We start from the raw sequence: 22,264 nt of genomic DNA on the forward strand, positions 1-22,264 counted from the left end.
TCATTTACGAACATGAACATTAATTTTTAAAATTTTGATCCTAACTATAATTTTAACACAATGAACACCATACACAAACAGAATTCAAACTGCGCGGAAAACCTCAGATTAGCCTGAAAAATTTGACAGTCGCAATTTACAATTTATATTTTAAATATGAACCATAGATAAAATCGATAAAAATATCTTCTCACTTGCAACCATGAGGGGGAACTATGAGACTTAATGACTCCCAAATCCGGCAGATGGTCATGGACCTTTATCCGGAAATAGAAATGTTTAATATCGGCATGTCCACAAAGTTCAACGAAGAACAGGACACTTGGATCATAACCCTTGGAAGCGATTCAGAATCTTTATCCACTCATATGGACTCTTCGTATGTAAGCAGCTGCTTTAATGAACATAATTGTGTTTACTTCACCAACCAAATGATGAATGTAATCGACAACTACTGCTCCGAAAGCGGAACCTGCTCAATCTAAGTTTTAAAAAAAAGGACCAGCCTGAGAAGGCTGGTCCTTTTCATTTCTTTCTAAAAATCAGCTATTACTTAAGTACTTCAGCCTGTTCCAGATTACCGACACCTTTCCCTTCGTACTCCTTGCCTTTAAGGTTAGCGACCAACAACTTGGTCAGCACGCCTTTGGGTCCGAGTTCGAGAAAGTTGCGCGCACCAGCTGCATACTGGTTGGTGACAATTTCAATCCAGCGCACGGATGAAGTCATCTGAGAACTCATGATCTTCTTAATCTCTTCAGGGTTGGACTCTGCTGCTGCGGTGACGTTGAAATAAACCGGGAATACGGGAGCTTTCCAGTCCAGCTTGCCGAGGTAGGCTGCAAATTCATCAGCAGCTTCCTGAATAAGCGGACTGTGGAATGCGCCACTGACCGGAAGAGGAATAGCACGGCCTTTCTTTTCCTTGATCACAGTTCCGGCAGCCTCAATGGCAGCCTTTTCACCGCTGATTACATACTGGGCCGGGGAGTTGTAGTTGGCTACACGCAATTCTTTTCCGGTTTCAGATGCTCCGAATTCAACGGCTTCTTCAACAGCGGACTGGTCCAGCTTGAGAACAGCAGCCATGCCGTGATCCTCATTGGCAACCTGAGACATAAGCTTACCGCGCAGACTGACAGCCTTGATGGTGTCTTCCACAGAAAGAACACCGGAAGCACCCAGCGATGCGAATTCACCAAGACTGTGACCGGCAGTAGCTGCCGGCTTAAGGCTATCCTTAAGGTAGGCCCAGATGGAAAGGTTTACCACGGTCAAACCGGGCTGAAGGGCATCAGTCTTAGCCATATCAACGGCATTGCCTTCCCAGTAGATCTCACGCAAAGGCAGGCCGGACTCGGCTTCGGCAAATTTCCACATATCCATGGCAGTAGACCATTTTTCAGCAAGATCACGACCCATTCCGGGTTCCTGAGACCCCTGACCGGGAAAAAGTATAGATAAATCAGACATTTTAAATACTCCTTGAATAAACGCCGACCAAATGCCGGACACTTTTATATGATAAAAACTTGTTTATACATTTAGTTATGCGCACTCGCGCGCTGGAAGAGAGCCTATAAAAAGCAGATTTAGGAGCGTTGTTCAAGCTCAATCATTATAAATTCATTCGCGTATTTAACTGGCGTCCTTTTTGCCTGCACAAAATCTTTTTTTTTGATATTTTAATATATATCTCTAAAAATAGTGGAGATCACGCATGTATATTGAAATGGAAAAAACGGGCAGTGCTCAAGCTCTTGAAGCAGTACTAAAAAAAACCGCAAACCGTGACGGGGTAAAAGGAATCATAATCCTGACCTGTGATGAAAACGGATTCACACCGGATAATATTGATTCTTTTCTTAAAGACTGTCCTGTCCCCCTTGCCGGGGGAATCTTTCCGGGCATAATTCACCAGAAAGAAACAATGGAAACCGGCACCATTGTAATAGGGCTTTCCCAAGAACCGAAACTGTCCATAATCCGGGGAATGAGCAATCCCGATACGGACTTCATGCACCACCTTAATAATATTTTCAAAACAGATGATATTTCTGAAACCATCTTTGTTTTAACTGACGGCTTTGCCAGCCGGATTTCCTCATTCATAAATGCCATGTTCATAAACATCGGACTTGAGCGAAATATTATCGGAGGCGGAACCGGATCACTCAGTCTTAAAAAACGCCCCTGCATTCTCAGTAATGAAGGATTACTGGAGGATGCATCCATAATTGTCCAGCTGAATACGCAAAGCACAGTACACATCAGCCACGGCTGGTACCCCATAAAAGGACCGTTTAAAGTAACTGAAGCAGATCGCAATGTAATTAAAACCATCAACTGGATGCCTGCCATTAATATTTATAGAGAAGTCATCCGTGAACATTCCGGGCAATACATAACCCAAGAGAACTTCTCCCGCATTGCCATGTCATATCCCTTTGGAATTTCCAGAATGTGCAACGAACCCATTATCCGGGACCCGGTAATGGTCGATGAAACAGGTGCGCTGACCTGTGTTGGTGAAATATTGGAAGGGGCATTTGTAAACATAATGCACGGCAGCTCAGATTCACTAATTAAAGCGTCAAGCAAACTATCCACATGTGCCACGGAATTCAGCCTCGGAAAAAACTCTACAGGGTTGATAATTGACTGCATATCAAGGGCCTTATTCCTCAAAGACAGATTCAAACATGAATTGGACGCTGTTCATCTTCCGGATATCCCTCTGGTGGGCTTTCTTTCATTCGGGGAAATAGCCACCCAAACAAAACAATCTCTCGAATTTCACAACAAGACCACTGTATTATCCATTCTGGAGGAATTGTGAGTATTAGAATTCAGGAGCAACTGCTTTACGAAATCGCCATGTCTATTGGTAAAAGCATGGACCTTGAAGAGATGCTGGTAACAGCACTTTCAACATACCTTCGTAATTCATGCTGTATGAGCGCAAGGGTCGTTCTTCAAGACAAAGAAGCTCTAAACTTCAGCAAAGTATTCTCCATCCCTCTCAGAGAAAAGAAGCATAGTTTTTTTGATGGTTTTGCTGAAAAAATAGCCAGCTGCCGCACTCAGGAAGATCTCCATAACCTGAAAAAAAGCCTGCCCCTGCATAACCCATTCGAAGGAATACACTATTACCTAATGGATCTCCCCGAAGCAGGATTCCTAATGATCAGCAGGGGAGATTCTCCGCTGCCACACTCCATGCTGAAATCACTTCATAAAATTAACATCAGGATGGCTGAATCAATAATTTCCTGCCAAACCCACCGCCGCAATGAAATCCTGAACATGAAACTCAAAAATCAAATCCGGGAAAGGGAGAAAGCTGAGCAAGCCATATCGGAAGAACGGCGCATCCATAAAGTAATCTTTGAGAATTCACCCTTGGGAATAATTTATTTCGACCATGAAGGAATCATCAGAGATTGCAACCGTAAATTCATAGAACAAATGGGATCAACACGAGAAAAACTGATTGGATTCAACGCTGTCCAGAAAGGGACCGGAGAAATGAAAAAGGCAGTAAAACAGGCATTAAGCGGCGAACCGGCAATATACGAGAGTAACTACATATCAATTACAGGTAATAAAAAAATGTATATTCGGAGCAGATTTAACCCGGTATCTCCGGGCAGCCCCAAAACCGAAGTCATCGCCACGGTTGAAGAACTAGGGAACTTCCGGGAATAATTAATTATCCGGCAAGCACATCCTCAACTTTAGACTCCAACTCCTCCTTGTCTATCGGCTTTACACAATACTCATTGGCTCCGTGTTTAAGTGATTCACGGGCGGTCTCAAGAGTCGGATAACCGGTAAGCATGATCACCTTCAGTTCAGGCAACAACTTCTTCATTTCTTCCAGCACTTCCACCCCGGTCATTTTCTTGAGCTTAATGTCAAGAATAGCAAGTTCAACATCACTGCCGGAAACAAAAGAAAGAGCTTCCTCCTCCTCAGAAAAAACACTTACTTTGTGCCCCTTGCGTTCCAGAATGCGCTTGAGAAGTATCCCCGCGTCAACAACATCATCAAGTACAAGAATATGTGCCATAACCAGACTCCTTAAGATTCGCTGACGAATCATAATATCAACATGCACTTTAGTCGAGTACTCTGTTTTATGTATTCTTTTGCTGCCATGCAGCACACTCCAGAATATTTTTCATTTTTAGCAGAAATGTTTTTACCAATATTTTCTTCAATGCACATTTAATTTTCGAAACACGAAAATTATTATGTATAAATTCCTTTTTGCCAAAATTAACATTCTAGATATGCATAATAACATCCCAACTGCACCCTTTTCCATCTCTATTCCAAAAACCAGATACTGAATTTGATAGACAATAATCAAAATGTATTCTATGCGGTATGCTCAATTGTGCGTTTAGCGCATTTTACATATAGTTTTTGCTGAATCAGCAAAATGGTTGCTGTTCCAGCTTGTTTTTTCTTAAGGAGTTTAGACAACATGCAAAAAAGAGAAACATGGGGTTCCCGTTCCGGCTTTATTCTTGCCGCGGTGGGCTCTGCAATTGGATTGGGTAACATCTGGCGTTTTCCCTACATGGTTTATGAAAACGGCGGTGGTGCATTCCTCATCCCCTATTTCGTAGCAATGCTTGCTGCGGGTATCCCATTCATGATTCTTGAATTCGGTCTCGGCCAAAAATTCAAGGGTTCCGCGCCAAAAATTTTCTCATCCATTTCCAAAAAATGGGAATGGCTCGGCTGGTGGCAGGTAGTGGTTTCATTTATCATTGCCTCTTATTATGTAGTAGTTATTGCATGGGCAATGAACTACGTGGGCCTCGCCTTCACCCAAGGATGGGGAGCGTCACCCAAGGAATTTTTCTTTGGAGAGTTCCTCGGTCTGACCGACTCCCCCATGAATATGGGTAATGTGCAGGGTTCCATCTTCCTGGCAACCGCCGCAGCCTGGGCATTTACTTTTGTAGCCCTGTTCACCGGTGTTAAGGCCGGTATTGAACGGGTAAACAAGATCTTCATGCCCCTTCTCTTCCTGCTTGTGTTTATCTTCATTGGAAGAGGTCTCATGCTCCCCGGAGCAATGGACGGACTGAACTGGCTCTTCAAGCCTGATTTTGCCGCCATCATGGATGGCAAAGTATGGGCTGACGCATTCGGTCAGATCTTCTTCAGCCTCTCTATCGGATTCGGTATCATGCTGGCATACTCCAGCTACCTGCCCAAAGAATCTGACATCAACAACAACGCCTGCATGACTGTATTCATCAACTGCGGATTCAGCATAATCTCCGGTATCATGATCTTCAGCGTGCTTGGCTACATGGCCCAGCAGCAGGGCGTTCCCATCAAGGACGTTGCCGGTGCGGGTGTAGGCCTTGCCTTCGTCACCCTGCCCACCGCCATCAACCTGATGCCCGCCCCCGCATTCTTCGGCGTGCTTTTCTTCATGGCCCTTACTGTTGCAGGCCTTTCTTCCATGATCTCCATCAACGAAGTTGTGGCTTCTGCCGTAATCGATAAGTTCGGTGTTTCCCGCAAGAAAGCTGTTAGCGTTTGCTGCGCTCTGGGCTTTCTGGTCAGCTTGGTCTTCACCACTGGCGGCGGCCTGCTGCTGCTCGATATTGTTGACCACTTTGTCAACAACTTCGGTATCCTCATCGGCGGATTCCTTGAGATCATATTCATTGCATGGTTCTGCAATCTCGATGAAATGCGCGTTCACGTTAACAAAACCTCTGAATTCACAGTTGGTTCCCTGTGGCTGAACAGCCTGCGCTTCATTGTTCCCGCTATGCTCGGTTTCATGATCGTCACCAACTTCATCGGTGACATCTCCAAGAACTATGGTGGGTACTCCAATACCGCAATTATTGCCTTTGGTTGGGCAATCCTTGCTGTATGTCTTGCTGTCGGCCTTGCCCTTTCCAGTCAGAATCGTGCATTCGCCTCAGTATCTTCCACCAACAGCAGCTTCCTTAAAAGGAGATAAACCATGACTACCAGCGCAATCATCATGATGATCTTCGGCCTCGGTATTACTTGGGGCGGAGCAATCGCCTGTTTCCGTATCGCTTTTAAAAACAAATAGCGTTTCGGGCAGAATATAGAATTAAGAAAAGGGTGCGTTCCACATGGAACGCACCCTTTTTCTTAAGGAAAGGATGGTGGTGCCGAACGGTTAGCGAGGGAGGAGAACGGCACCACCAAGGGGTTGGACTGCAAAATAACCAAAAGTATTTCAGACCAAATCAGGGGTGTGATTATGTGTAGAATACAACAGAATGAGCTAAAATCAAGCACTATTTATAATTACCTCTACCCGTTTATAAAAAGGCATCGACACTGCCTATCTATCCCCTGTTTTCGCATCCATAAATACCTTCCTTATAACCATACAAAAATATGATCCGTTTTTTTAATCTCCTATGTTACAAACAATCATCCACTCAAACTTAAACGGAGATAATACAATGGATGTATTTGAAGCGATTCACTCCCGCAGAAGCATCAGAAAATATGAAGATAAGCCTGTTTCCGAGGAAATAGTTAAAGAAATCCTCGGCGCAGCCATGATGGCTCCCAGTGCCGGAAATGCCCAGCCATGGCAGTTCGTAGTTGTTGACGACCGCGAAAAACTTGAAACCGTTTCAGCCATCAACAAATATGCGGCAATGGCCAAAAATGCTCCCATGGGAATTCTTGTTTGCGCTGATTTGAGCCTTGAAAAATATCCCGGCTACTGGTCACAAGACTGCGCAGCAGCAATGCAGAATCTACTGCTGGCTGCTCATGCAAAAGGGCTCGGAGCGGTCTGGACTGGAATCCATCCTGAAAAAGAAAGGGTCGAGGGATTTAAAAAGCTGTTTAATTTGCCCGAACAGGTCATCCCGCTGGGCTTTGCAGTCATGGGCTGGCCCAAGCAGGAATCAAAGAAAAAAGACCGCTACAACGAAGAAAGGGTTCACCGCAACAGCTGGTAGGAATTTGTTTATCCCCGGTGCGAGAGTGCCGGGGATTTTGCTATTTTAAAAAGTATACGATCGGTTACTTTTTGACATCCAACCAGTCCAGCACTTGCATCCACATTTCTTCCGCAAGCCTCGCATCAAAACCATCATCATCCGGGTTGGCAAAGCCATGTTGTGCGGTATCAAGCCGGGTCAAATCATAATCCACTTTTGCGCAGTCCATTTCTTCTTCAAACATCCGCAGATGCTCTGCGGGAACTACGGGATCATTATTCACATGAATAGCCAGCAGGGGACATTTTATGTCTCCGGAAAATGCAGGATGGCTGGTATCAAGATAGCCATAAACAGATGCCGCCCCTTTCAAATCTGCTCCGGTACGTGCCAGTTCCAATGCCGCGCCTCCACCGAATGAAAAGCCGAGGGTATAAATGCGGGATGGATCAATTTCAGATTGCGCACAAAGAATATCAAGACAAGCCTTTGCCCGCTCACGCATTAAAAGACGGTCATTGCGATAAATGCGGTGGGTGGTGCGCGCTTCATCTATAGTAAAAGGACGGTTGTGGACTCCATAAAAATCTGCGGCAAGCACTGCATAACCATTTTCCGCCAACCTGCGCGCATGGCTGAGAATAACCTCATTCAGCCCGGTATATTCATGAAATAGCAGAACAGCCGGAAAACGTCCCTCTCCCTTGGGAAACAGCAGAATACTTTCAAGCTCTATATTTAAATGAATATGACTGATGCTACGTTGCTCATGCATCGACAACTACTCCTTATCCCCGAGCTTTTCTCTAAGCCTGATCATGGAACCACATAAGCCGCCGGTCTCCTCACAATCGTAGGACGCAACATCTTCTTTCGGTTCTACATGAATGGTCACATGGCAATTTCTCAAATCAGATTTGATACATTCTTCGATCTCAGTACATAAATTATGAGAATCGGCAATGCTGGATTCTCCGGGCAACAACAGATGAAAATCAACAAACCGTTGCGATCCGGCCTTGCGGGTCCTCAATCCATGGTAAAGCACGTCCTCACCGCCGCAACTACGCACAGCGGCGTCAATTACCAGCAGTTCTTCATGAGGCAAGGCGTTGTCCATAAGACCGGAATACGACTTTTTGATCAGCGAAAATCCGGTAAAAACGATATTCCCGGCCATGATCATGGCGATAAGCGGATCAATGAATGCCCATGACGGAGGAGTAAAAAACATTGTGCCTAACCCGGCTACCAGCCCCACCGAAGTCCAGACATCGGTCAGAAGATGTTTTGCGTCCGCCTCAAGGATGATGGAATCGTGAACCTTGGCCCCTTTAAGCATAATCTTGGCTGTCACATAATTCACTACTGACGAGAGCAACGCGATACCCAGACCGATACCCAAATTCTGCGGAACTGATGGGCTCATGAACCTTTCTACTGAAGCATAGACGATGCCCACCGCAGCAATGAGGATAAGCATCCCTTCCGCACCACTGGAAAAGTATTCCGCCTTGCCGTGCCCGTAAGTGTGGTTATCGTCAGCAGGCTTGAGGGCCAAAGTCAGGACCGCCAGAGCAAAGAGCGCGGCAGAAAGGTTGACTAGGGTTTCCAAAGCATCGGAAAGCAAGCCCACTGAATCAGTAACGTACCAAGCCCATGTTTTAAGGAACATGGTAATAATTGAAGCCGCAATTGAGTAGTAAATATACTTCTGTGGAGACTCAGCCATGCTTTTATCCTGCTTTCAATTTAGATTTAAAAAAAAGTTACATAGTGGTTATCAGTACAACTATCAACTTCGTTTTTTGCGTTTTCGTTAATATTTAAACTTAATATTTTGTAAATAGGAATTATCAAACAAACATATAACGATATATTTCATATTAAAACAAATTATTGACTGAATATCCATTCAGCATTTTAATACAAATCAATCAATGTACAATAGTAACCTAATGTTGTGCAACTATCTATGCTTGTGTTTTGCTTATTGTTTTTTTGCTCAATACGAAAAAAAACATAGCTTAAATTAACTAATCGCCTATTTGGCACAAAAATGTTGACAAGAATCTCAACATCTACCTATGACCAAAACCGTCTAGCATAAATTTTTTTCAAAAACACGGGGGATAAAAATGACACAATCATCCAACATCTTTAAACGCATTGCATCCGGCAGTCTGGTAGTACAGATTCTGGTCGGTATTGCAGCAGGTATCGCTCTGGCAACCGCTGCTCCTGAAGCAGCAAAATCCGTAGGACTTCTGGGAAGCCTCTTTGTTAAGGGTCTCAAGGCAGTTGCTCCTATTCTGGTTTTCGTAATTGTTGCGGCATCCATCGCAAACCAGAAAAAAGGCGCACACACAAACATGCGCTCCATTATTTCTCTTTACCTTGTGGGTACCTTCATGGCTGCACTTGTTGCTGTTACCATGAGCTTCCTGATGCCCACCACCCTTACCCTTGTTGCCACCGACACCGCGGCCACCCCTCCCGGCGGCATTGCTGAAGTTCTGAATACCCTACTCTTTAAGATTGTGGATAACCCGGTCACCGCCCTCTACAACGGTAACTTCATCGGAATCCTTGCCTGGGCTCTCGCTCTCGGTTTCTTTTTCCAGCACGCAAGCGATACAACCAAGCAGGTTCTGACTGACCTCTCCGACGGCGTATCCAAAATCGTTAAGCTTGTTATCCGCTTTGCTCCCCTTGGTATTTTCGGCCTCGTATCCAATACCATTGCTAACACCGGTTTTTCCGCACTGGCAGGCTACAGCCACCTGATCATGGTTCTGCTCATCTCCATGGGTACCATGGCTCTGGTAATCAACCCTGCGATTGTATGGTTCAAAACCAAACGCAACCCTTATCCGCTGGTTTTCACCTGCCTGCGTGAAAGTGGTATCACCGCATTCTTTACCCGCAGCTCCGCAGCGAACATTCCTGTGAATATGGAACTTTGTAAGAAACTCGACCTGCACGAAGATACTTACTCCGTATCCATTCCCCTCGGTGCTACCGTAAACATGGGCGGCGCAGCTATCACCATCACCGTAATGACCCTCGCCGCTGTACACACTCTCGGCATTCAGGTTGATATTGCTACCGCACTGCTGCTCAGCCTTATTGCTTCCGTATCCGCATGCGGTGCTTCCGGTGTTGCCGGCGGTTCCCTGCTGCTGATCCCCCTCGCATGTTCCCTCTTCGGTGTTCCCAACGAAATCTCCATGCAGGTTGTTGCTGCCGGTTTCATCGTTGGTGTAATTCAGGACTCCGCTGAGACCGCACTGAACAGCTCCACCGACGTAATCTTCACCGCTGCTGCCGACATCGCAGCCAAGCGTGACGAAGTTGCAGGTGAAACTGTTAAAGCTTAAAGCAATGCCTCCGGCGGCTTAAACCCTTTTGGAAAAAGGGTTTAAGAATCCCAAAACTTTTTATTGGGGCTTCGCCGCTTCGCATATACAAATCAAAAGGCCCGTGTGTTTCGACGCACGGGCCTTTTTTTTATTGACGAAATTCCATTCCATGATGACTCTATTTATCTGATGCACAATAAAGACAAGATACAAGAATATATAAGCTCCCTGCTCGCCTCTCCAACTATGGGAGATCAAGTGGTCCACCATCGGACCATGGACGGATGCGATCCTTCATACGGCGAACCGCGCCGCCCTTTCTCCCCTTCGGTAAATTCCGTGCTCAGCTTCCGTGACATAGAACAGCTTTACTCCCATCAGGCTGAAGCAACTGACTACGCCCGAGCCGGACGCAATGTAGTCGTTGCCACCCCCACAGCCAGCGGAAAGACCCTGACCTACAATCTGCCCGTGTTGGAACAATGTCTGCGTGATCCTGACTCCCACGCTCTCTATCTTTTCCCACTCAAGGCCCTTGCGCAGGACCAGCTCAAGACCTTTAATGAAATGGCGGCCCTGTTACCCGAGCAAGTGCGACCCGAAGCAGCCATCTATGATGGTGACACTTCACCCTACAGACGCAAGAAAATCCGCGACACCCCGCCCTCGGTGATCCTGACCAACCCGGAAATGCTGCATCTTTCCATGCTCCCATACCATGAAAGATGGTCACCCTTTCTGGCCGGACTGACCCACATTGTGGTGGATGAAGTTCACACCTACCGGGGAGTGATGGGATCGCATATGGCTATGGTTTTCCGCAGGCTGCTTAGAATTTGTAAGTATTACGGGGCCAATCCCTCATTTATCTTTTCATCAGCCACCGTGGGCAACCCGGCAGAACTTTGCCACGATCTGACCGGACTGGAAGTAAGCCCCATAACCGAATCCGGGGCCTCCTCGGGCAAACGCAACTACATCTTTTTCAATCCGGTGGTTTCACCCTACAGCGCGGCTATCCAGCTGCTCAAGGCCGGACTTGCGCGGGGACTTAGGACCATCGTCTACACCCAATCCCGCAAAATGACCGAGCTTATTGCCATGTGGGTAAATGAAAAAGCCGGGGAATACAAAGACCGCATCAGCGCTTACCGGGCCGGATTTCTGCCTGAAGAACGGCGCGAGATTGAACAGAAAATGTCTTCCGGGGAACTGCTGGCGGTAATCTCCACCAGTGCCCTTGAACTGGGCATCGACATCGGCGGTTTAGATCTCTGTATTATGGTGGGATACCCCGGATCAGTCATGGCCACCTTGCAACGTGGTGGACGCGTGGGACGCAGTCAGCGCGAATCTGCGGTCATCCTCATCGGACAGGAAGATGCTCTTGATCAATATTTCATGCGCAACCCGGAAGACTTCTTTTCCCGTCCGGCGGAAAACGCGGTGCTCAATCCCTACAACCCCGTAATCATGCAACGCCACTTAGTCTGCGCCGCAGCGGAACTAACCTTGCGCGACAACGACTACCTGCTCCGCGATAATGAGATAAAAAAACGGGTCCATGAGCTTGAGCTGGAAGGGGTGCTGTTGCGCAACAAACGCGGGGACGAAATATACTCCACCCGTAAACGCCCGCATCGGGAAGTATCTCTGCGCGGGGCCGGGTCGACCATGCACATCGAGGATTCTGCCAGCGGCGCCACCATCGGCACCATTGATGAGGTCCGGGCCTACTCAGAAGCACACGAAGGTGCTGTCTACATCCATCGCGGCTCCACCTACTGTATCAAGGAACTGGACCTCGGAGCTAAGAAAATCAAAGCCGCCAAGGAACGGGTCGGCTACTACACCCGCGCCCGCAAAAACAAATCCACGGAAATTCTTGAAGTCCATTCCCAGAAAAAAGTCTTCGGCATTGTCATGCGCTTCGGACGGCTGCGGGTAACCGAAGAGGTCACCGGATATGAAAAACGAGCTGTAAGGGGCGGCAAGCTGCTCGGGATAGTGCCTCTGGACTTACCCCCGGTCGTTTTCGAAACCCAAGGGCTGTGGATGGAAATTTCCCCGGAAATCAAACGCAGGGCAGAAGATGATTTCATTCATTTCATGGGCGGCATCCACGCAGTGGAACATGCAGCCATCGGCATCACGCCCCTGCTGGTACTCACTGACCGCAATGACCTCGGCGGTATCTCCACACCCATGCACGAGCAAGTCGACGGTCCGGCGGTCTTTATCTACGACGGCATCCCCGGCGGCGCAGGGCTGACCATGCAGGCTTTTGAACAGGCAGAAGAACTCCTTGAACGCACCTTACAGGTCATTGTAGACTGTGAGTGTGAACTGGGTTGTCCTACCTGCGTACATTCCCCCAAATGCGGTTCCGGCAACAGGCCCATCGACAAAGCAGCGGCAATCTACGTTCTTGAAAACATGGTCAACGGACAACCACCGAAAAAAATAGAGGATTTATCTATGGTACTGGTTCCCTTCGGCGAAGAGGTAAAAATGGAAGAGAGTTCCAAGGAAGTTAAAAACTTCGGCGTGCTCGATGTGGAAACCCGCCGCTCCGCGCAGGATGTGGGCGGCTGGAACAAAGCTGAGCGTATGGGCATTTCCATTGCCGTGCTTTACGATTCCACAGAGGACAAATATTTTGAATACGAAGAAGATCAAATTCCGGAAATGATGGAACGGGTCAAAAACCTTGATCTGATCATCGGCTTCAACATTGAACGTTTCGACTACAAGGTCCTTTCCGGCATCCACGCCTTCAACTACAAAAGCTTGCCCACACTGGACCTGCTGCTAAAGGTTCACGAACGCTTAGGGTACCGCCTCAAGCTCGATAACATTGCTCAAGCGACCCTCGATGCCGCCAAAAGCGCGGACGGCTTACAGGCTCTTGAATGGTGGAAGGAAGGACGTCTGGACCTTATCACTGAATATTGCAAGCAGGACGTGGCCGTAACCCGCGATGTCTATCTGTTTGGCAAAGAGAACGGATACGTGCTATTTACTAATAAAGATAAGAAAAAAGTGAGATTACCAGTAGACTGGTAAGAAGAGGGTATTTAAGACATCCGGCATATAGCCCTCTGAGGAAATAGGAGATGTCTATGTTCAAAAATATGCACGTTTTAATCGCTGCCCTGTTCTTAATGCTGCTGGCCGCATGTAATCCGCAGGAAGCAACTTTCCACGAGCTCACCTTTGAGCAAGATAAAATCCTGTTTCTGGACACCAATAAGCCTTTCAGCGGTATCTACAGCGAATATTACGACTCAGGACAACGCTTCCCCAAGAGCCGGATCGTAGTCAAAAATGGAGTCATGGACGGCGGGTTCTACCATTATAACCCGGATGGCACACTGCGTGAAAAGGGCACCAACCGGGATGGTAAAATTTACGGCTACCATTCCTTGTATTGGCCCAACGGCAAAATCAAGGAGAAATTCTTCGTCGACCGCGACAGGGACGGCTATAACTACAAATATTTTGATAACGGTGAACTGCGTGAAATGCGCCACTACAACGCTCAGGCCCAACTTGACGGCAAGTCTTTTACTTTTCACCGCAACGGTAAGGTGAAAGATGAAATGAATTACAAGAACGGCAAGCGCGAAGGTTTATTCATCACCAAGGACAAGGCCGGATTTCTGGTCAATGTCTTCGAGTACCGGGATGATGTGTTGCAGGAGCATGCGCGGGATATTGATCTATCTGATCACGACCAGTTTTCGGCCATGACCAGTATGTTTTATAATTTTTAGTAAAAAAAAGGGGTGCTGAACTAAGTTCAGCACCCCTTTTAAATATTTATTTCCCGGTAATCTTATACTTCTTCAGCTTATACTGCAAAAGACTCTTAGAGATACCAAGCATTTCAGCGGCATCTACTTTCACAAAATTACCGGCCACTAAAGCCCTACGCACCAGCGTAGCTTCAATCTTATCCAAGGTATCGGCAAGATTGAGCTTTGCGGGCAGTAAATCCACCGCGCTTTTGAACTGCGCTTCCTCATCCTTGATCTCGGCAGGCAGATCTTCGGTCTCTATGACTGTGCCGGAAGTAAGCACAACACAACGCTCCACAACGTTCTGCAACTGACGTACATTTCCGGGCCATTCGTAGGCGGTCATGTAATCCATAGCAGCCGGTGCAAAGCCGTCAAATTCTTTGTTGTTGTCAGCCGAATAGGTGGCCAGAAAATGATCCACCAGGAACGGAATGTCTTCACGCCGTTCACGCAGAGGGGGCATTTCAATGCTGACCACATTGAGACGGTAATAAAGATCTTCACGGAATTCGCCTTTTTCCACCGCTTCCTTAAGATTTTTATTGGTGGCAGCCACAATGCGGATGTTAACTTTGATGGGCTCTCCCCCACCTACGCGCTCAATGGTCTTTTCCTGCAATACGCGCAGTAACTTGACCTGCATGTCATGGGAAATTTCACCTATCTCGTCGAGAAAAAGGGTTCCTTGGTCAGCAGCCTCAAAACGTCCACGCTTAAGGGCCACGGCTCCGGTAAAAGAACCTTTTTCATGCCCGAAAAGTTCACTCTCCAGCACCCCGGCGTTAAAGGCCATGCAGTTAACGGAAACAAAAGGCTTATCGCAACGCGGTGAGGCCTGATGAATAGCCTGCGCCACCAGCTCCTTACCTGTTCCCGATTCCCCGGTAACCAGCACGGTGGAGCTGCCCGGAGCGGCTTTGCTGATCATGTCGAAGACCTGCATCATGGGCTTGGAACGACCAATGATATTGCTGGGTGAATAGCGGTCCTTGATCTGCTCCCGGAGCTGTCTGTTTTCCTGCTGTGCTTTAGCAAACTGCGCAGCCTTGGTCACAGAAAGAAGCAGTTCTTCATTGGCAAAGGGCTTGGTGATGTAGTCAAAGGCCCCGATTTTCATGGCCTCAACAGCGGACTCAATAGAACCGAAAGCGGTCATAATGATCACCGGGATGTGCGAAAAATTCTTTTTCACATGTTCCAGCACGTCCTGTCCGGTCAGTTTGGGCATCTTCATGTCGGTGATGACCATGTCAACTTCCGATTCATCAAGATAAGCCAATCCGGTTTCAGGATCGGAGAGGGCAGTAATAGTATACCCCTCGTCTGAAAGCAGTGCCTCCAGAATAAGCAGGTAGTTCTGTTCGTCGTCCAGTATGAGAATATTTGCAGGCATTTCTAGCAGTCTTTCTTTTCAGGTAAAAATATTTCCAAACGCGCCCCGCCCTCGGGATTGTTCCCGATACGCAGCTTTCCGTTATGGCTTTCCACAATATTGGTCACAATGGCAAGCCCTAAGCCCGTTCCGTTATCCTTGGTGGTAAAAAACGGGTCCTTGGCCTTATCAATAATTTCAGCAGGAAATCCGGGGCCGGAATCGGACACAACAACACTAATTCCATCTTTACCTTCATTAATAGAAACAGCGATACGGCCATTTTCTTCCACGGCTTGCATGGCATTGCCGATAAGATTGTAAAAGGCACGGTAAAGCAAATCATCATCAGCACATACCTGATGCCCATGCACGTAATCCCTTTTCAATTCAATGTTGCTTTCCCGGCATTTGGAGTCCAGAAACATATAAATTTTATCCAGCAAATCAGCCGGATCAAGGGCGTGCAGAGCAATCTTGCGCGGCCTTGCATAGTCGAGAAAATCGCTAACCGTACGGCTAAGTCGTTTGGTTTCCTCATGAATAGCCCCCAGTATCTTCACATTGACCGGATCGCTTTCCTTCATCCTTTTAAGCAGCAATTCTGAACTGGAGCGGATAATGCCCAGCGGATTACGGATTTCATGAGCCACCCCGGCAACCATACGCCCGATGCTGGCCAGTTTTTCACTCTGGTTGAGTTCTTTTTCAAACTGCTGGCGTTCCTGCATACGCTGTTCATTGATAATATCAGCACGTCGGATAATAGCCATAATCGTGGCAAAAAGAATGATAGCTGAACAACTGGAAGTGAACAGGATAAGCCGCTCGAAATTTATAACCGACTGGTAATCTTCGGTAATATCCTGAGTAAGTTCCATCACACCCATGATCACGTTTTCCTCAATGTTCAGACTCTTTTCCGAACGTAGCGGGTAAACGATCTTGAGCTGCATTGTTCCGGGCCGCATATGAAAATCAAAGATAAGAGCCAACGTGGACTTCTTGCGGATAAATTCATATTTCGGCTCACCGCTTTCAAGGACCTGCTTGATAAATTCACCACCCAAATCTTTCTTGCCGATTATCTCAGGATCAGTTGAATATGAAACTGTAAATTCAGGGTCATAAATACGCACTTCATTAACCTTAAAGCTGTGCACTGTGGAACGCACCACCTGATCAAGGCGGTCCATCTGTTCCTCATTTTTCAGCCCGATGCGCCCATAACCGATAATCGTAGGCAGGATAAAACGGCGGTAAATCTGGTGGTTCAGGTTCTCAGCCTGCAACAAAGCAAATTCCTTCTGCTTTTCCAGAAGGGTTTCATCCGCATGCTTTGCCAGAAATACAGAAAGCCCCAGACTGCTGGCAATAATGACTATCAGCAAAGTCCATGAAAGAAGCTTAACAAGCTGAAATGATTTAACCTGCAAATCTTGATTATTTTCCAAAGTGCCTCCGGGCAGCTTAATTTATGTTGTTATTACTTATAAGCCTTCGGCAGCAAAAGCAAATCGGCCGCCTTATTAAAAAAGACGACCGATTAAAATTTAATGTAAGTATTGTAATATTTAAAATTCTTGTTCCAAACGCTTGGTATTCAAAAATGCGTTAAGGCTGTCCTTTTCTTTTTGTAATCCATCAGCTCCGAGCCGTGCTTTGGCAAGCAACTTACCCATCTCAACAGCGGGCTGGTCAATGGGATTAATCTCAATGAGCCAGCCGGTAAATATAGTTGCAGCCATGAGCAATCCCATGAGTCTTCCTGCGGATTCCTCAGAATCATCACCCATCTGCATTTCAACTAACGGAACCTTATTAGCGGAGAGGGCCATCTTGGTTCCCAGACCTTCAGCATGGATCAATTCACCAAAACTTTTGCCCTTGAGATAAGAAAAATTATCCGGAATATCCTCCGGGAAGGCTGCGCCTTCAGGAAGTGAAGGACAGGTCAGGAACAGACAACCCTTGTTGCGCGGGCCGTCCAGAAACATCTGGTTCACGGAATGCTGATCAGTGGCCCCAGTTGCCGGAAGCGGCTGACTGCCTTTGCCGTCCTTGCCGAGACTTTCCGCCCAGAGCTGGGCAAACCACTGCCCGAAGCAGGCCCATTGCGGGATGTAAGAAAAGAAAATCAGTTCGTTGTAGCCCTCATTCATCAAACCGGAAGCCCAGCAAGCCAGCTTAAATGCCGGATGGTTGCCCAAGCTGCTGCCATCAAGGTTGGGCGATGCCAGCGGAGAAAGAACAGCAGAAGCACCTTCCACCATGGCCCGATAATCTATGCCCATAAACATGGCCGGGAGCAACCCGACAGCGGAAAGCACGGAATACCTGCCGCCGAGGAAATCAGGAACTTCGAGGGTACGCACAGAAAATTCATCGGCCTGCTCACGCAGGAAACCTTTTTCCTTATCAGTTACGAAAAGGAGATTGCGGTTCCAATTGTCACCGAGATCCTGTTTGAGTTTGTCACGAACAAGGAAATACTGGCTGATGGTTTCGATTGTTCCGCCGGATTTGGAGACAACCGCAACCAATGTTTTTTCAAGGGGGAGTTTCTGAAGATAGGAATCAAGGGTCTTGGCGCAAACGTTATCCGCAATCCAAAACCATGGGCCTTCATGCCCCGGCTGATCCTGCTGCGGAAAGAAAGCTTTCTGCAAGGCTCTTGCACCGAGGGCGGAGCCGCCGATGCCCAGCAAAAGCATATGGTCAAAACTTTTTACGTAACCTTCAAGACCGTCCAGATCATGGAGCAAAGAAGCCATAAAAGGCATGGAGCAAAAGGGCAATTTGCCTTCAGCCACTTCTCCGCTGAATCTTGCGGCAAGACCTGCTGCGGAATCGCAATGTGATTCCGAATCAAGTCTTTCATACCAGCTGTCGGTCCAATCAAGAATATTGGCAGCCATATTCGATCTCCATTTGTATGGGTTGCAACCTCTCCCGGCAGTTATCACCGGGAGAGGTTGATTTTTTCATCAATCAAATATGACTATCTTTACTTGCTTTTTATTTTCCCATCAACACTTTGCCGATTTTTTCCAGTGAATTTTTGAGTACTTCGTCATCTACGGCATAAGAGAAGCGGATGCAGCGGTCATCACCGAAGGCGGAACCAGGTACAAGAGCGACTCCGGCTTCTTCCAGAATCTTGGTGCACATGGAAGCGGAATCCGGGGTTTCTTCAGTGAAAAAGGTGTCCAGAACCGGGAAGAGGTAGAAAGCTCCGTCCGGTTTGGGGCAGATCACGCCGGGCCATGAAGTGATGATGTCATAAGCTAGGTCACGACGTCTCTGGAACTTGACGCACATGTCATCAATGAGATCCCAAGGACCTTCAAAAGCGGCAAGTGCAGCCTTCTGAGCCATGGTGTTTACGTTAGAAGTGGACTGTCCTTGAATCTTGACCATAGCCTTGACCAGATCGGCATGAGCAAGAGTGGTTCCCACACGCCAGCCGGTCATGGCGAAACTCTTGGAGAGTGCACCGACAATAGCTACATCTTCGGGGTTCTTTTCCCAGAAGTTGGCAAGGGTGGAATACTGCGCAGGTGCGTAAACCAGACGGTCGTAAACTTCATCGGAAACAATGAAGATGCCTTTGGACTTGGCCCAATTAGCAATTTCATCCAGCTGTGCCTGCGGGTAATGTCCGCCGGTGGGGTTGGAGGGAGTGTTCAGGATGAGCAGTCTGGTCTTGTCGGTGCAGGCTGCTTCAAGATCTTTGATCTCTGCCAGAAAACCGGACTCGGCAGTTGTGGGTACGATAACCGGCTTACCTTCAGCCAGTTCGACCATGGCCGGGTAGCTGACCCAGTAGGGAGCAGGAATAAGCACTTCATCGCCCGGATCAATCAGGGCCATGAACAGATTGTATAGAGAATGCTTACCGCCGTTACTGACTATGGTATTTTCAGCTTCAGCTTTTGCGCCGTAAAATTTGCCGTAATAATTGGCAACAGCCGTACGCAGTTCAGGGAGTCCAGGAACAGCGGTGTAGCGATGAAATCCGTCATCAACAGCTTTCTTCATGGCTTCACAGACATGCGCCGGAGTGGGGGAATCAGGCTCACCAACTGCGAGGCTTACGATTTCCTTACCCTGTGCACGCAGTTCCTGTGCCTTGGCGTTTACTGCCAGAGTTGCTGACGGTTTTGCCCTCATAAGTCTTTCAGAAATTTTCATATCTCTTTCCTGCTGCTTGAGTTATATGTTAATCCACGGCCATTGACGACAATTAAGCATACACACCGTAACTAATAAATTCAAACAGTTACGACACCAAATCTGAAGATGCGCCATAAAACACGCAATTGTCAGGATTGTTGTTAAGGTCCATGCTCTATTGGGGAACTTAATTGAAAACAGCAAAAACGTAAATCTCTCTATGGATAATATCCCACTTTACAACTCTGTTTTTTAACCGTTTACCGAAACAAATGCCCAGCGGACCGCTTAATACAATGATTTTTGCAAAACTGTCCCACCCCTGCTACAACCCCATCCGAGGAGTTTAATAATATGATTTACAGATTTTTAACTTTGACCGTCCTGCTGCTGAGCCTTGCTGCCTGCGCACCTGTGATGATGAACGGTGAAGTAACCTCCGATAAAGGGACTGATCTCGGCCCGGTGGAAATGTCTGCTTTCAAACAGAGCGGACTCAAGACCTACGCAGTAAAAGCTCAGCTTCCTGATGAGACTGTCTTCAATGGCGAAATGAAACGCGGCGAAAAATCCGTAACTCTTTACAGCCATGACGGGGTCAGCATGAAATGCGACTTTGAGCTGAAAGATTCGGTTCAGGAATTCGAAGGCGGCGGAACAGGGACCTGTACCACTTCCGACGGTCAGAACCTTAAGGTTAAATTCTAGCTATTTTCCACGGTGATTAAATGATCCGGCTTAACCGGCTTTCATACAACTTCGGTTCCAACTGGGCCCTGAAAGACATCTCCCTGCATATTGAAAAAGGGGAATTTATCTTCCTGACCGGACATTCCGGCGCGGGCAAAACCACCCTCATGCGTCTGCTTTACGGTGCCCTGCCACTTACCCGCGGACAAGCGTCTGTTGCCGGGTACGACCTGCACAACATCAAACGCAAACAGATTCCCATGCTACGCCGTGACTTGGGTGTGGTTTTTCAGGATTTCAAAATTCTGTCTGGAAGATCAGTATACGAGAACGTATCCCTTGCCTTGACCGTACGCAGCATGCCCAAATCTGTTGTTGATAAACGGGTCCGGGCCATCATCCGTGCCCTTGGCCTTGAAAAAAAGAGTTACTCCAAATGCGGAAGCCTTTCCGGTGGTGAACAGCAGCGGGTGGCCATCGCCCGGGCCATGGTGGTCAATCCCAAATTGATCATTGCTGACGAACCTACCGGAAACCTCGACTTTGAACTTTCCCTGCACCTGATGGATGTTTTTAAACAATTCCACACCCACGGAACAACCGTAGTTATGGCTACCCACAGCCGGGAGATCCTGCGCTGTGTGCCTGACTCCAGAATCATTCACCTTGAAGACGGCCAGCTCAGCGAACCTCCGGAATTCCTGACCTCGGAGCTATGCCCATGTTAGCACTCTTTTTCAGGCTCATAGGCCGGGGTATCCGTGACATGGGACTGCACCCGTGGGCCAATATTTTCACTCTCGTAGCCGTAACCATGGTTTCCATCATGGCCGGGTTGTTCATGCTCACCCTGCATAACGTTAATCAGGAACTCCTCAAGAGCAAAGGACAGGTTGAAATTCAGATTTTCTGGGCCGCCAACACCCCGGCGGAAGATTACGAAAAGCAGTGGTCCGACCTCAAAAAAATCGAAGGGTTGAAAGATATCCGCACCTTCACCCCGGAAAACGCCCTCAAACAGCTTTCCGCAGCCCTGAGCGATACGGACGATTTTTCATGGCTCGGTGAATCACGCAATCCACTGCCGCCCACGGCACTGCTTTCATTTTCCATTGAACCGGGCGTGGAAAATGAACGCTGGGCCGCGGATTTATTGCACGACCTTAAAGCACTTCCCTTTGTGGACAAGGTACATTACAATCCTTTGCAGATTGACCTTGCACGAGGCTGGATCAGCCTGACCCAATCAATAGTCTGGCCCATAATCGCCTTTTTAGGTTTGATAGTCGCACTTGTTGTCGGTAACACCATGCGCCTTTCACTCATGACCCGCAAAGACGAAATAGAAATCCTCTATCTCGTGGGTGCCAAGCAATGGTTCATCCGCCTTCCGCTCTTAACCGGAGGGGCACTGCTCGGACTCGTCGGAAGTGGGGCAGCCCTTGGCCTACTTTACGCTGCCCAGCAATTTTTCACAGATATCCTGAACTTTCCGCCACTATTCATGAAACTGACCTTCCTGCCCCCGGAACAATGCCTTATACTGGTAGGAACCGTCACCCTGATCGGAATGCTGAGCAGCTTTGTAGCTGTTAAGAATTAAATATTGATTTGATGCGCTATCGCGCTTTTATATGATCGCATTTCGCCTCCGGCGGCCAAAGGGGGTAATCCCCTTTGGAATCCCTAATAGATATTTTTATTTGACTGCCATTTGACTGAGATAAGTTCTAAACTCCTATATCAGTCAAAAATTCAATAATAACAATACACAAGCATAGTATATTTGTTTGACTGTTGTTTGACTGTTGTTTGACTGAACTGGCTAAAAGCACAAATTAAAACCAAAACCTCGAACCCCAATTAAAAAGTTTTGGGATTCTTAAA

Annotated in this window: 20 protein-coding genes; 12 read left to right on the forward strand and 8 right to left on the reverse strand. The window is 47.5% G+C overall.

Going from position 1 to position 22,264, the window contains the following annotated elements:
* Window positions 1–215: 215 nt before the first annotated feature.
* Complete coding sequence (locus tag D0S45_16230) at window positions 216–485, forward strand: hypothetical protein (GenBank protein TIH13069.1); 270 nt, start codon at window positions 216–218, stop codon at window positions 483–485.
* Window positions 486–549: 64 nt separating this feature from the next.
* On the opposite strand, the gene D0S45_16235 is transcribed toward D0S45_16230, so the two are convergent.
* Complete coding sequence (locus tag D0S45_16235; GenBank protein TIH13070.1) at window positions 550–1,473, reverse strand: ACP S-malonyltransferase; 924 nt, start codon at window positions 1,471–1,473, stop codon at window positions 550–552.
* A 247-nt stretch (window positions 1,474–1,720) separates the two neighbouring features.
* Here D0S45_16235 and D0S45_16240 point away from each other — a divergent pair, with 247 nt between their 5' ends.
* Window positions 1,721–2,839: a histidine kinase gene (locus tag D0S45_16240; GenBank protein TIH13071.1), complete on the forward strand. Its 1,119-nt coding sequence runs from the start codon at window positions 1,721–1,723 to the stop codon at window positions 2,837–2,839.
* Complete coding sequence (locus D0S45_16245) at window positions 2,836–3,708, forward strand: PAS domain S-box protein (GenBank protein ID TIH13072.1); 873 nt, start codon at window positions 2,836–2,838, stop codon at window positions 3,706–3,708. The genes D0S45_16240 and D0S45_16245 overlap by 4 nt, the downstream gene beginning before the upstream one ends.
* Window positions 3,709–3,712: 4 nt before the next feature.
* On the opposite strand, the gene D0S45_16250 is transcribed toward D0S45_16245, so the two are convergent.
* Window positions 3,713–4,072, reverse strand: a complete 360-nt coding sequence (locus D0S45_16250) for a response regulator (protein ID TIH13073.1) — start codon at window positions 4,070–4,072, stop codon at window positions 3,713–3,715.
* A 420-nt stretch (window positions 4,073–4,492) separates the two neighbouring features.
* On the opposite strand from D0S45_16250, the gene D0S45_16255 reads away from it, so the two are divergent.
* The 3 genes from D0S45_16255 to D0S45_16265 all read left to right on the forward strand — a co-directional run bounded on the left by D0S45_16255 (window position 4,493) and on the right by D0S45_16265 (window position 6,992).
* Window positions 4,493–6,001: a sodium-dependent transporter gene (locus D0S45_16255; GenBank protein TIH13074.1), complete on the forward strand. Its 1,509-nt coding sequence runs from the start codon at window positions 4,493–4,495 to the stop codon at window positions 5,999–6,001.
* Between the two features lie 3 nt (window positions 6,002–6,004).
* Window positions 6,005–6,100 carry a MetS family NSS transporter small subunit gene (locus tag D0S45_16260; GenBank protein ID TIH13075.1) on the forward strand — a complete coding sequence of 32 codons (96 nt, stop codon included), beginning with the start codon at window positions 6,005–6,007 and terminating at the stop codon, window positions 6,098–6,100.
* Window positions 6,101–6,482: 382 nt separating this feature from the next.
* Window positions 6,483–6,992 (forward strand): nitroreductase family protein, encoded by a 510-nt coding sequence (locus D0S45_16265; protein TIH13076.1) that lies wholly within the window; start codon window positions 6,483–6,485, stop codon window positions 6,990–6,992.
* 64 nt (window positions 6,993–7,056) lie between these two features.
* On the opposite strand, the gene D0S45_16270 is transcribed toward D0S45_16265, so the two are convergent.
* Window positions 7,057–7,749 carry a dienelactone hydrolase family protein gene (locus D0S45_16270; protein ID TIH13077.1) on the reverse strand — a complete coding sequence of 231 codons (693 nt, stop codon included), beginning with the start codon at window positions 7,747–7,749 and terminating at the stop codon, window positions 7,057–7,059.
* 6 nt (window positions 7,750–7,755) lie between these two features.
* A complete protein-coding gene (locus D0S45_16275) occupies window positions 7,756–8,706 on the reverse strand; it encodes a cation transporter (protein ID TIH13078.1) in 951 nt (316 codons plus the stop codon).
* 406 nt (window positions 8,707–9,112) lie between these two features.
* Here D0S45_16275 and sstT point away from each other — a divergent pair, with 406 nt between their 5' ends.
* The 3 genes from sstT (at window position 9,113) to D0S45_16290 (ending at window position 14,112) form a co-directional block, all read left to right on the forward strand.
* Window positions 9,113–10,354, forward strand: coding sequence for a serine/threonine transporter SstT (gene sstT, locus D0S45_16280; GenBank protein TIH13079.1), 1,242 nt, complete (start codon window positions 9,113–9,115; stop codon window positions 10,352–10,354).
* 171 nt (window positions 10,355–10,525) lie between these two features.
* Window positions 10,526–13,402 (forward strand): DEAD/DEAH box helicase, encoded by a 2,877-nt coding sequence (locus D0S45_16285; protein TIH13094.1) that lies wholly within the window; start codon window positions 10,526–10,528, stop codon window positions 13,400–13,402.
* Window positions 13,403–13,458: 56 nt separating this feature from the next.
* On the forward strand, window positions 13,459–14,112 hold the full coding sequence (locus D0S45_16290) for a toxin-antitoxin system YwqK family antitoxin (GenBank protein TIH13080.1): 654 nt from the start codon (window positions 13,459–13,461) through the stop codon (window positions 14,110–14,112).
* 46 nt (window positions 14,113–14,158) lie between these two features.
* Here the strand turns inward: D0S45_16290 and D0S45_16295 are convergent, their stop codons facing one another.
* From D0S45_16295 to D0S45_16310, 4 genes are all read right to left on the reverse strand, one after another.
* Window positions 14,159–15,532, reverse strand: a complete 1,374-nt coding sequence (locus tag D0S45_16295; GenBank protein ID TIH13081.1) for a sigma-54-dependent Fis family transcriptional regulator — start codon at window positions 15,530–15,532, stop codon at window positions 14,159–14,161.
* A 2-nt stretch (window positions 15,533–15,534) separates the two neighbouring features.
* Window positions 15,535–16,965, reverse strand: coding sequence for a GHKL domain-containing protein (locus D0S45_16300; GenBank protein ID TIH13082.1), 1,431 nt, complete (start codon window positions 16,963–16,965; stop codon window positions 15,535–15,537).
* A 120-nt stretch (window positions 16,966–17,085) separates the two neighbouring features.
* Window positions 17,086–18,429 carry a glucose-6-phosphate isomerase gene (locus D0S45_16305; protein ID TIH13083.1) on the reverse strand — a complete coding sequence of 448 codons (1,344 nt, stop codon included), beginning with the start codon at window positions 18,427–18,429 and terminating at the stop codon, window positions 17,086–17,088.
* Window positions 18,430–18,529: 100 nt separating this feature from the next.
* Window positions 18,530–19,705, reverse strand: a complete 1,176-nt coding sequence (locus tag D0S45_16310) for a pyridoxal phosphate-dependent aminotransferase (GenBank protein ID TIH13084.1) — start codon at window positions 19,703–19,705, stop codon at window positions 18,530–18,532.
* 336 nt (window positions 19,706–20,041) lie between these two features.
* On the opposite strand from D0S45_16310, the gene D0S45_16315 reads away from it, so the two are divergent.
* The 3 genes from D0S45_16315 to D0S45_16325 are packed head-to-tail and all read left to right on the forward strand — an operon-like array spanning window position 20,042 to window position 21,980.
* Window positions 20,042–20,395, forward strand: a complete 354-nt coding sequence (locus tag D0S45_16315; GenBank protein TIH13085.1) for a hypothetical protein — start codon at window positions 20,042–20,044, stop codon at window positions 20,393–20,395.
* 20 nt (window positions 20,396–20,415) lie between these two features.
* A complete protein-coding gene (gene ftsE / locus D0S45_16320) occupies window positions 20,416–21,105 on the forward strand; it encodes a cell division ATP-binding protein FtsE (GenBank protein TIH13086.1) in 690 nt (229 codons plus the stop codon).
* The gene (locus D0S45_16325) at window positions 21,099–21,980 is read left to right on the forward strand and encodes an FtsX-like permease family protein (protein TIH13087.1); all 882 of its coding nucleotides are present in this window, start codon (window positions 21,099–21,101) and stop codon (window positions 21,978–21,980) included. The genes ftsE and D0S45_16325 overlap by 7 nt, the downstream gene beginning before the upstream one ends.
* The last annotated feature ends 284 nt before the right edge of the window (window positions 21,981–22,264 follow it).

It is taken from the genome of Marinifilum sp. JC120 (assembly GCA_004923195.1).
Taxonomy (GTDB): domain Bacteria; phylum Desulfobacterota; class Desulfovibrionia; order Desulfovibrionales; family Desulfovibrionaceae; genus Maridesulfovibrio.

Bases quoted from the DNA above. Each gene is read 5' to 3' on its own strand.
- D0S45_16230 (TIH13069.1), top strand. From the start codon at position 216: ATGAGACTTAATGACTCCCAAATCCGGCAGATGGTCATGGACCTTTAT.
- D0S45_16235 (TIH13070.1), bottom strand. From the start codon at position 1,473: ATGTCTGATTTATCTATACTTTTTCCCGGTCAGGGGTCTCAGGAACCC.
- D0S45_16240 (TIH13071.1), top strand. From the start codon at position 1,721: ATGTATATTGAAATGGAAAAAACGGGCAGTGCTCAAGCTCTTGAAGCA.
- D0S45_16250 (TIH13073.1), bottom strand. From the start codon at position 4,072: ATGGCACATATTCTTGTACTTGATGATGTTGTTGACGCGGGGATACTT.
- D0S45_16255 (TIH13074.1), top strand. From the start codon at position 4,493: ATGCAAAAAAGAGAAACATGGGGTTCCCGTTCCGGCTTTATTCTTGCC.
- D0S45_16260 (TIH13075.1), top strand. From the start codon at position 6,005: ATGACTACCAGCGCAATCATCATGATGATCTTCGGCCTCGGTATTACT.
- D0S45_16265 (TIH13076.1), top strand. From the start codon at position 6,483: ATGGATGTATTTGAAGCGATTCACTCCCGCAGAAGCATCAGAAAATAT.
- D0S45_16270 (TIH13077.1), bottom strand. From the start codon at position 7,749: ATGCATGAGCAACGTAGCATCAGTCATATTCATTTAAATATAGAGCTT.
- D0S45_16275 (TIH13078.1), bottom strand. From the start codon at position 8,706: ATGGCTGAGTCTCCACAGAAGTATATTTACTACTCAATTGCGGCTTCA.
- sstT (TIH13079.1), top strand. From the start codon at position 9,113: ATGACACAATCATCCAACATCTTTAAACGCATTGCATCCGGCAGTCTG.
- D0S45_16285 (TIH13094.1), top strand. From the start codon at position 10,526: ATGCACAATAAAGACAAGATACAAGAATATATAAGCTCCCTGCTCGCC.
- D0S45_16290 (TIH13080.1), top strand. From the start codon at position 13,459: ATGTTCAAAAATATGCACGTTTTAATCGCTGCCCTGTTCTTAATGCTG.
- D0S45_16295 (TIH13081.1), bottom strand. From the start codon at position 15,532: ATGCCTGCAAATATTCTCATACTGGACGACGAACAGAACTACCTGCTT.
- D0S45_16305 (TIH13083.1), bottom strand. From the start codon at position 18,429: ATGGCTGCCAATATTCTTGATTGGACCGACAGCTGGTATGAAAGACTT.
- D0S45_16310 (TIH13084.1), bottom strand. From the start codon at position 19,705: ATGAAAATTTCTGAAAGACTTATGAGGGCAAAACCGTCAGCAACTCTG.
- D0S45_16315 (TIH13085.1), top strand. From the start codon at position 20,042: ATGATTTACAGATTTTTAACTTTGACCGTCCTGCTGCTGAGCCTTGCT.
- ftsE (TIH13086.1), top strand. From the start codon at position 20,416: ATGATCCGGCTTAACCGGCTTTCATACAACTTCGGTTCCAACTGGGCC.
- D0S45_16325 (TIH13087.1), top strand. From the start codon at position 21,099: ATGTTAGCACTCTTTTTCAGGCTCATAGGCCGGGGTATCCGTGACATG.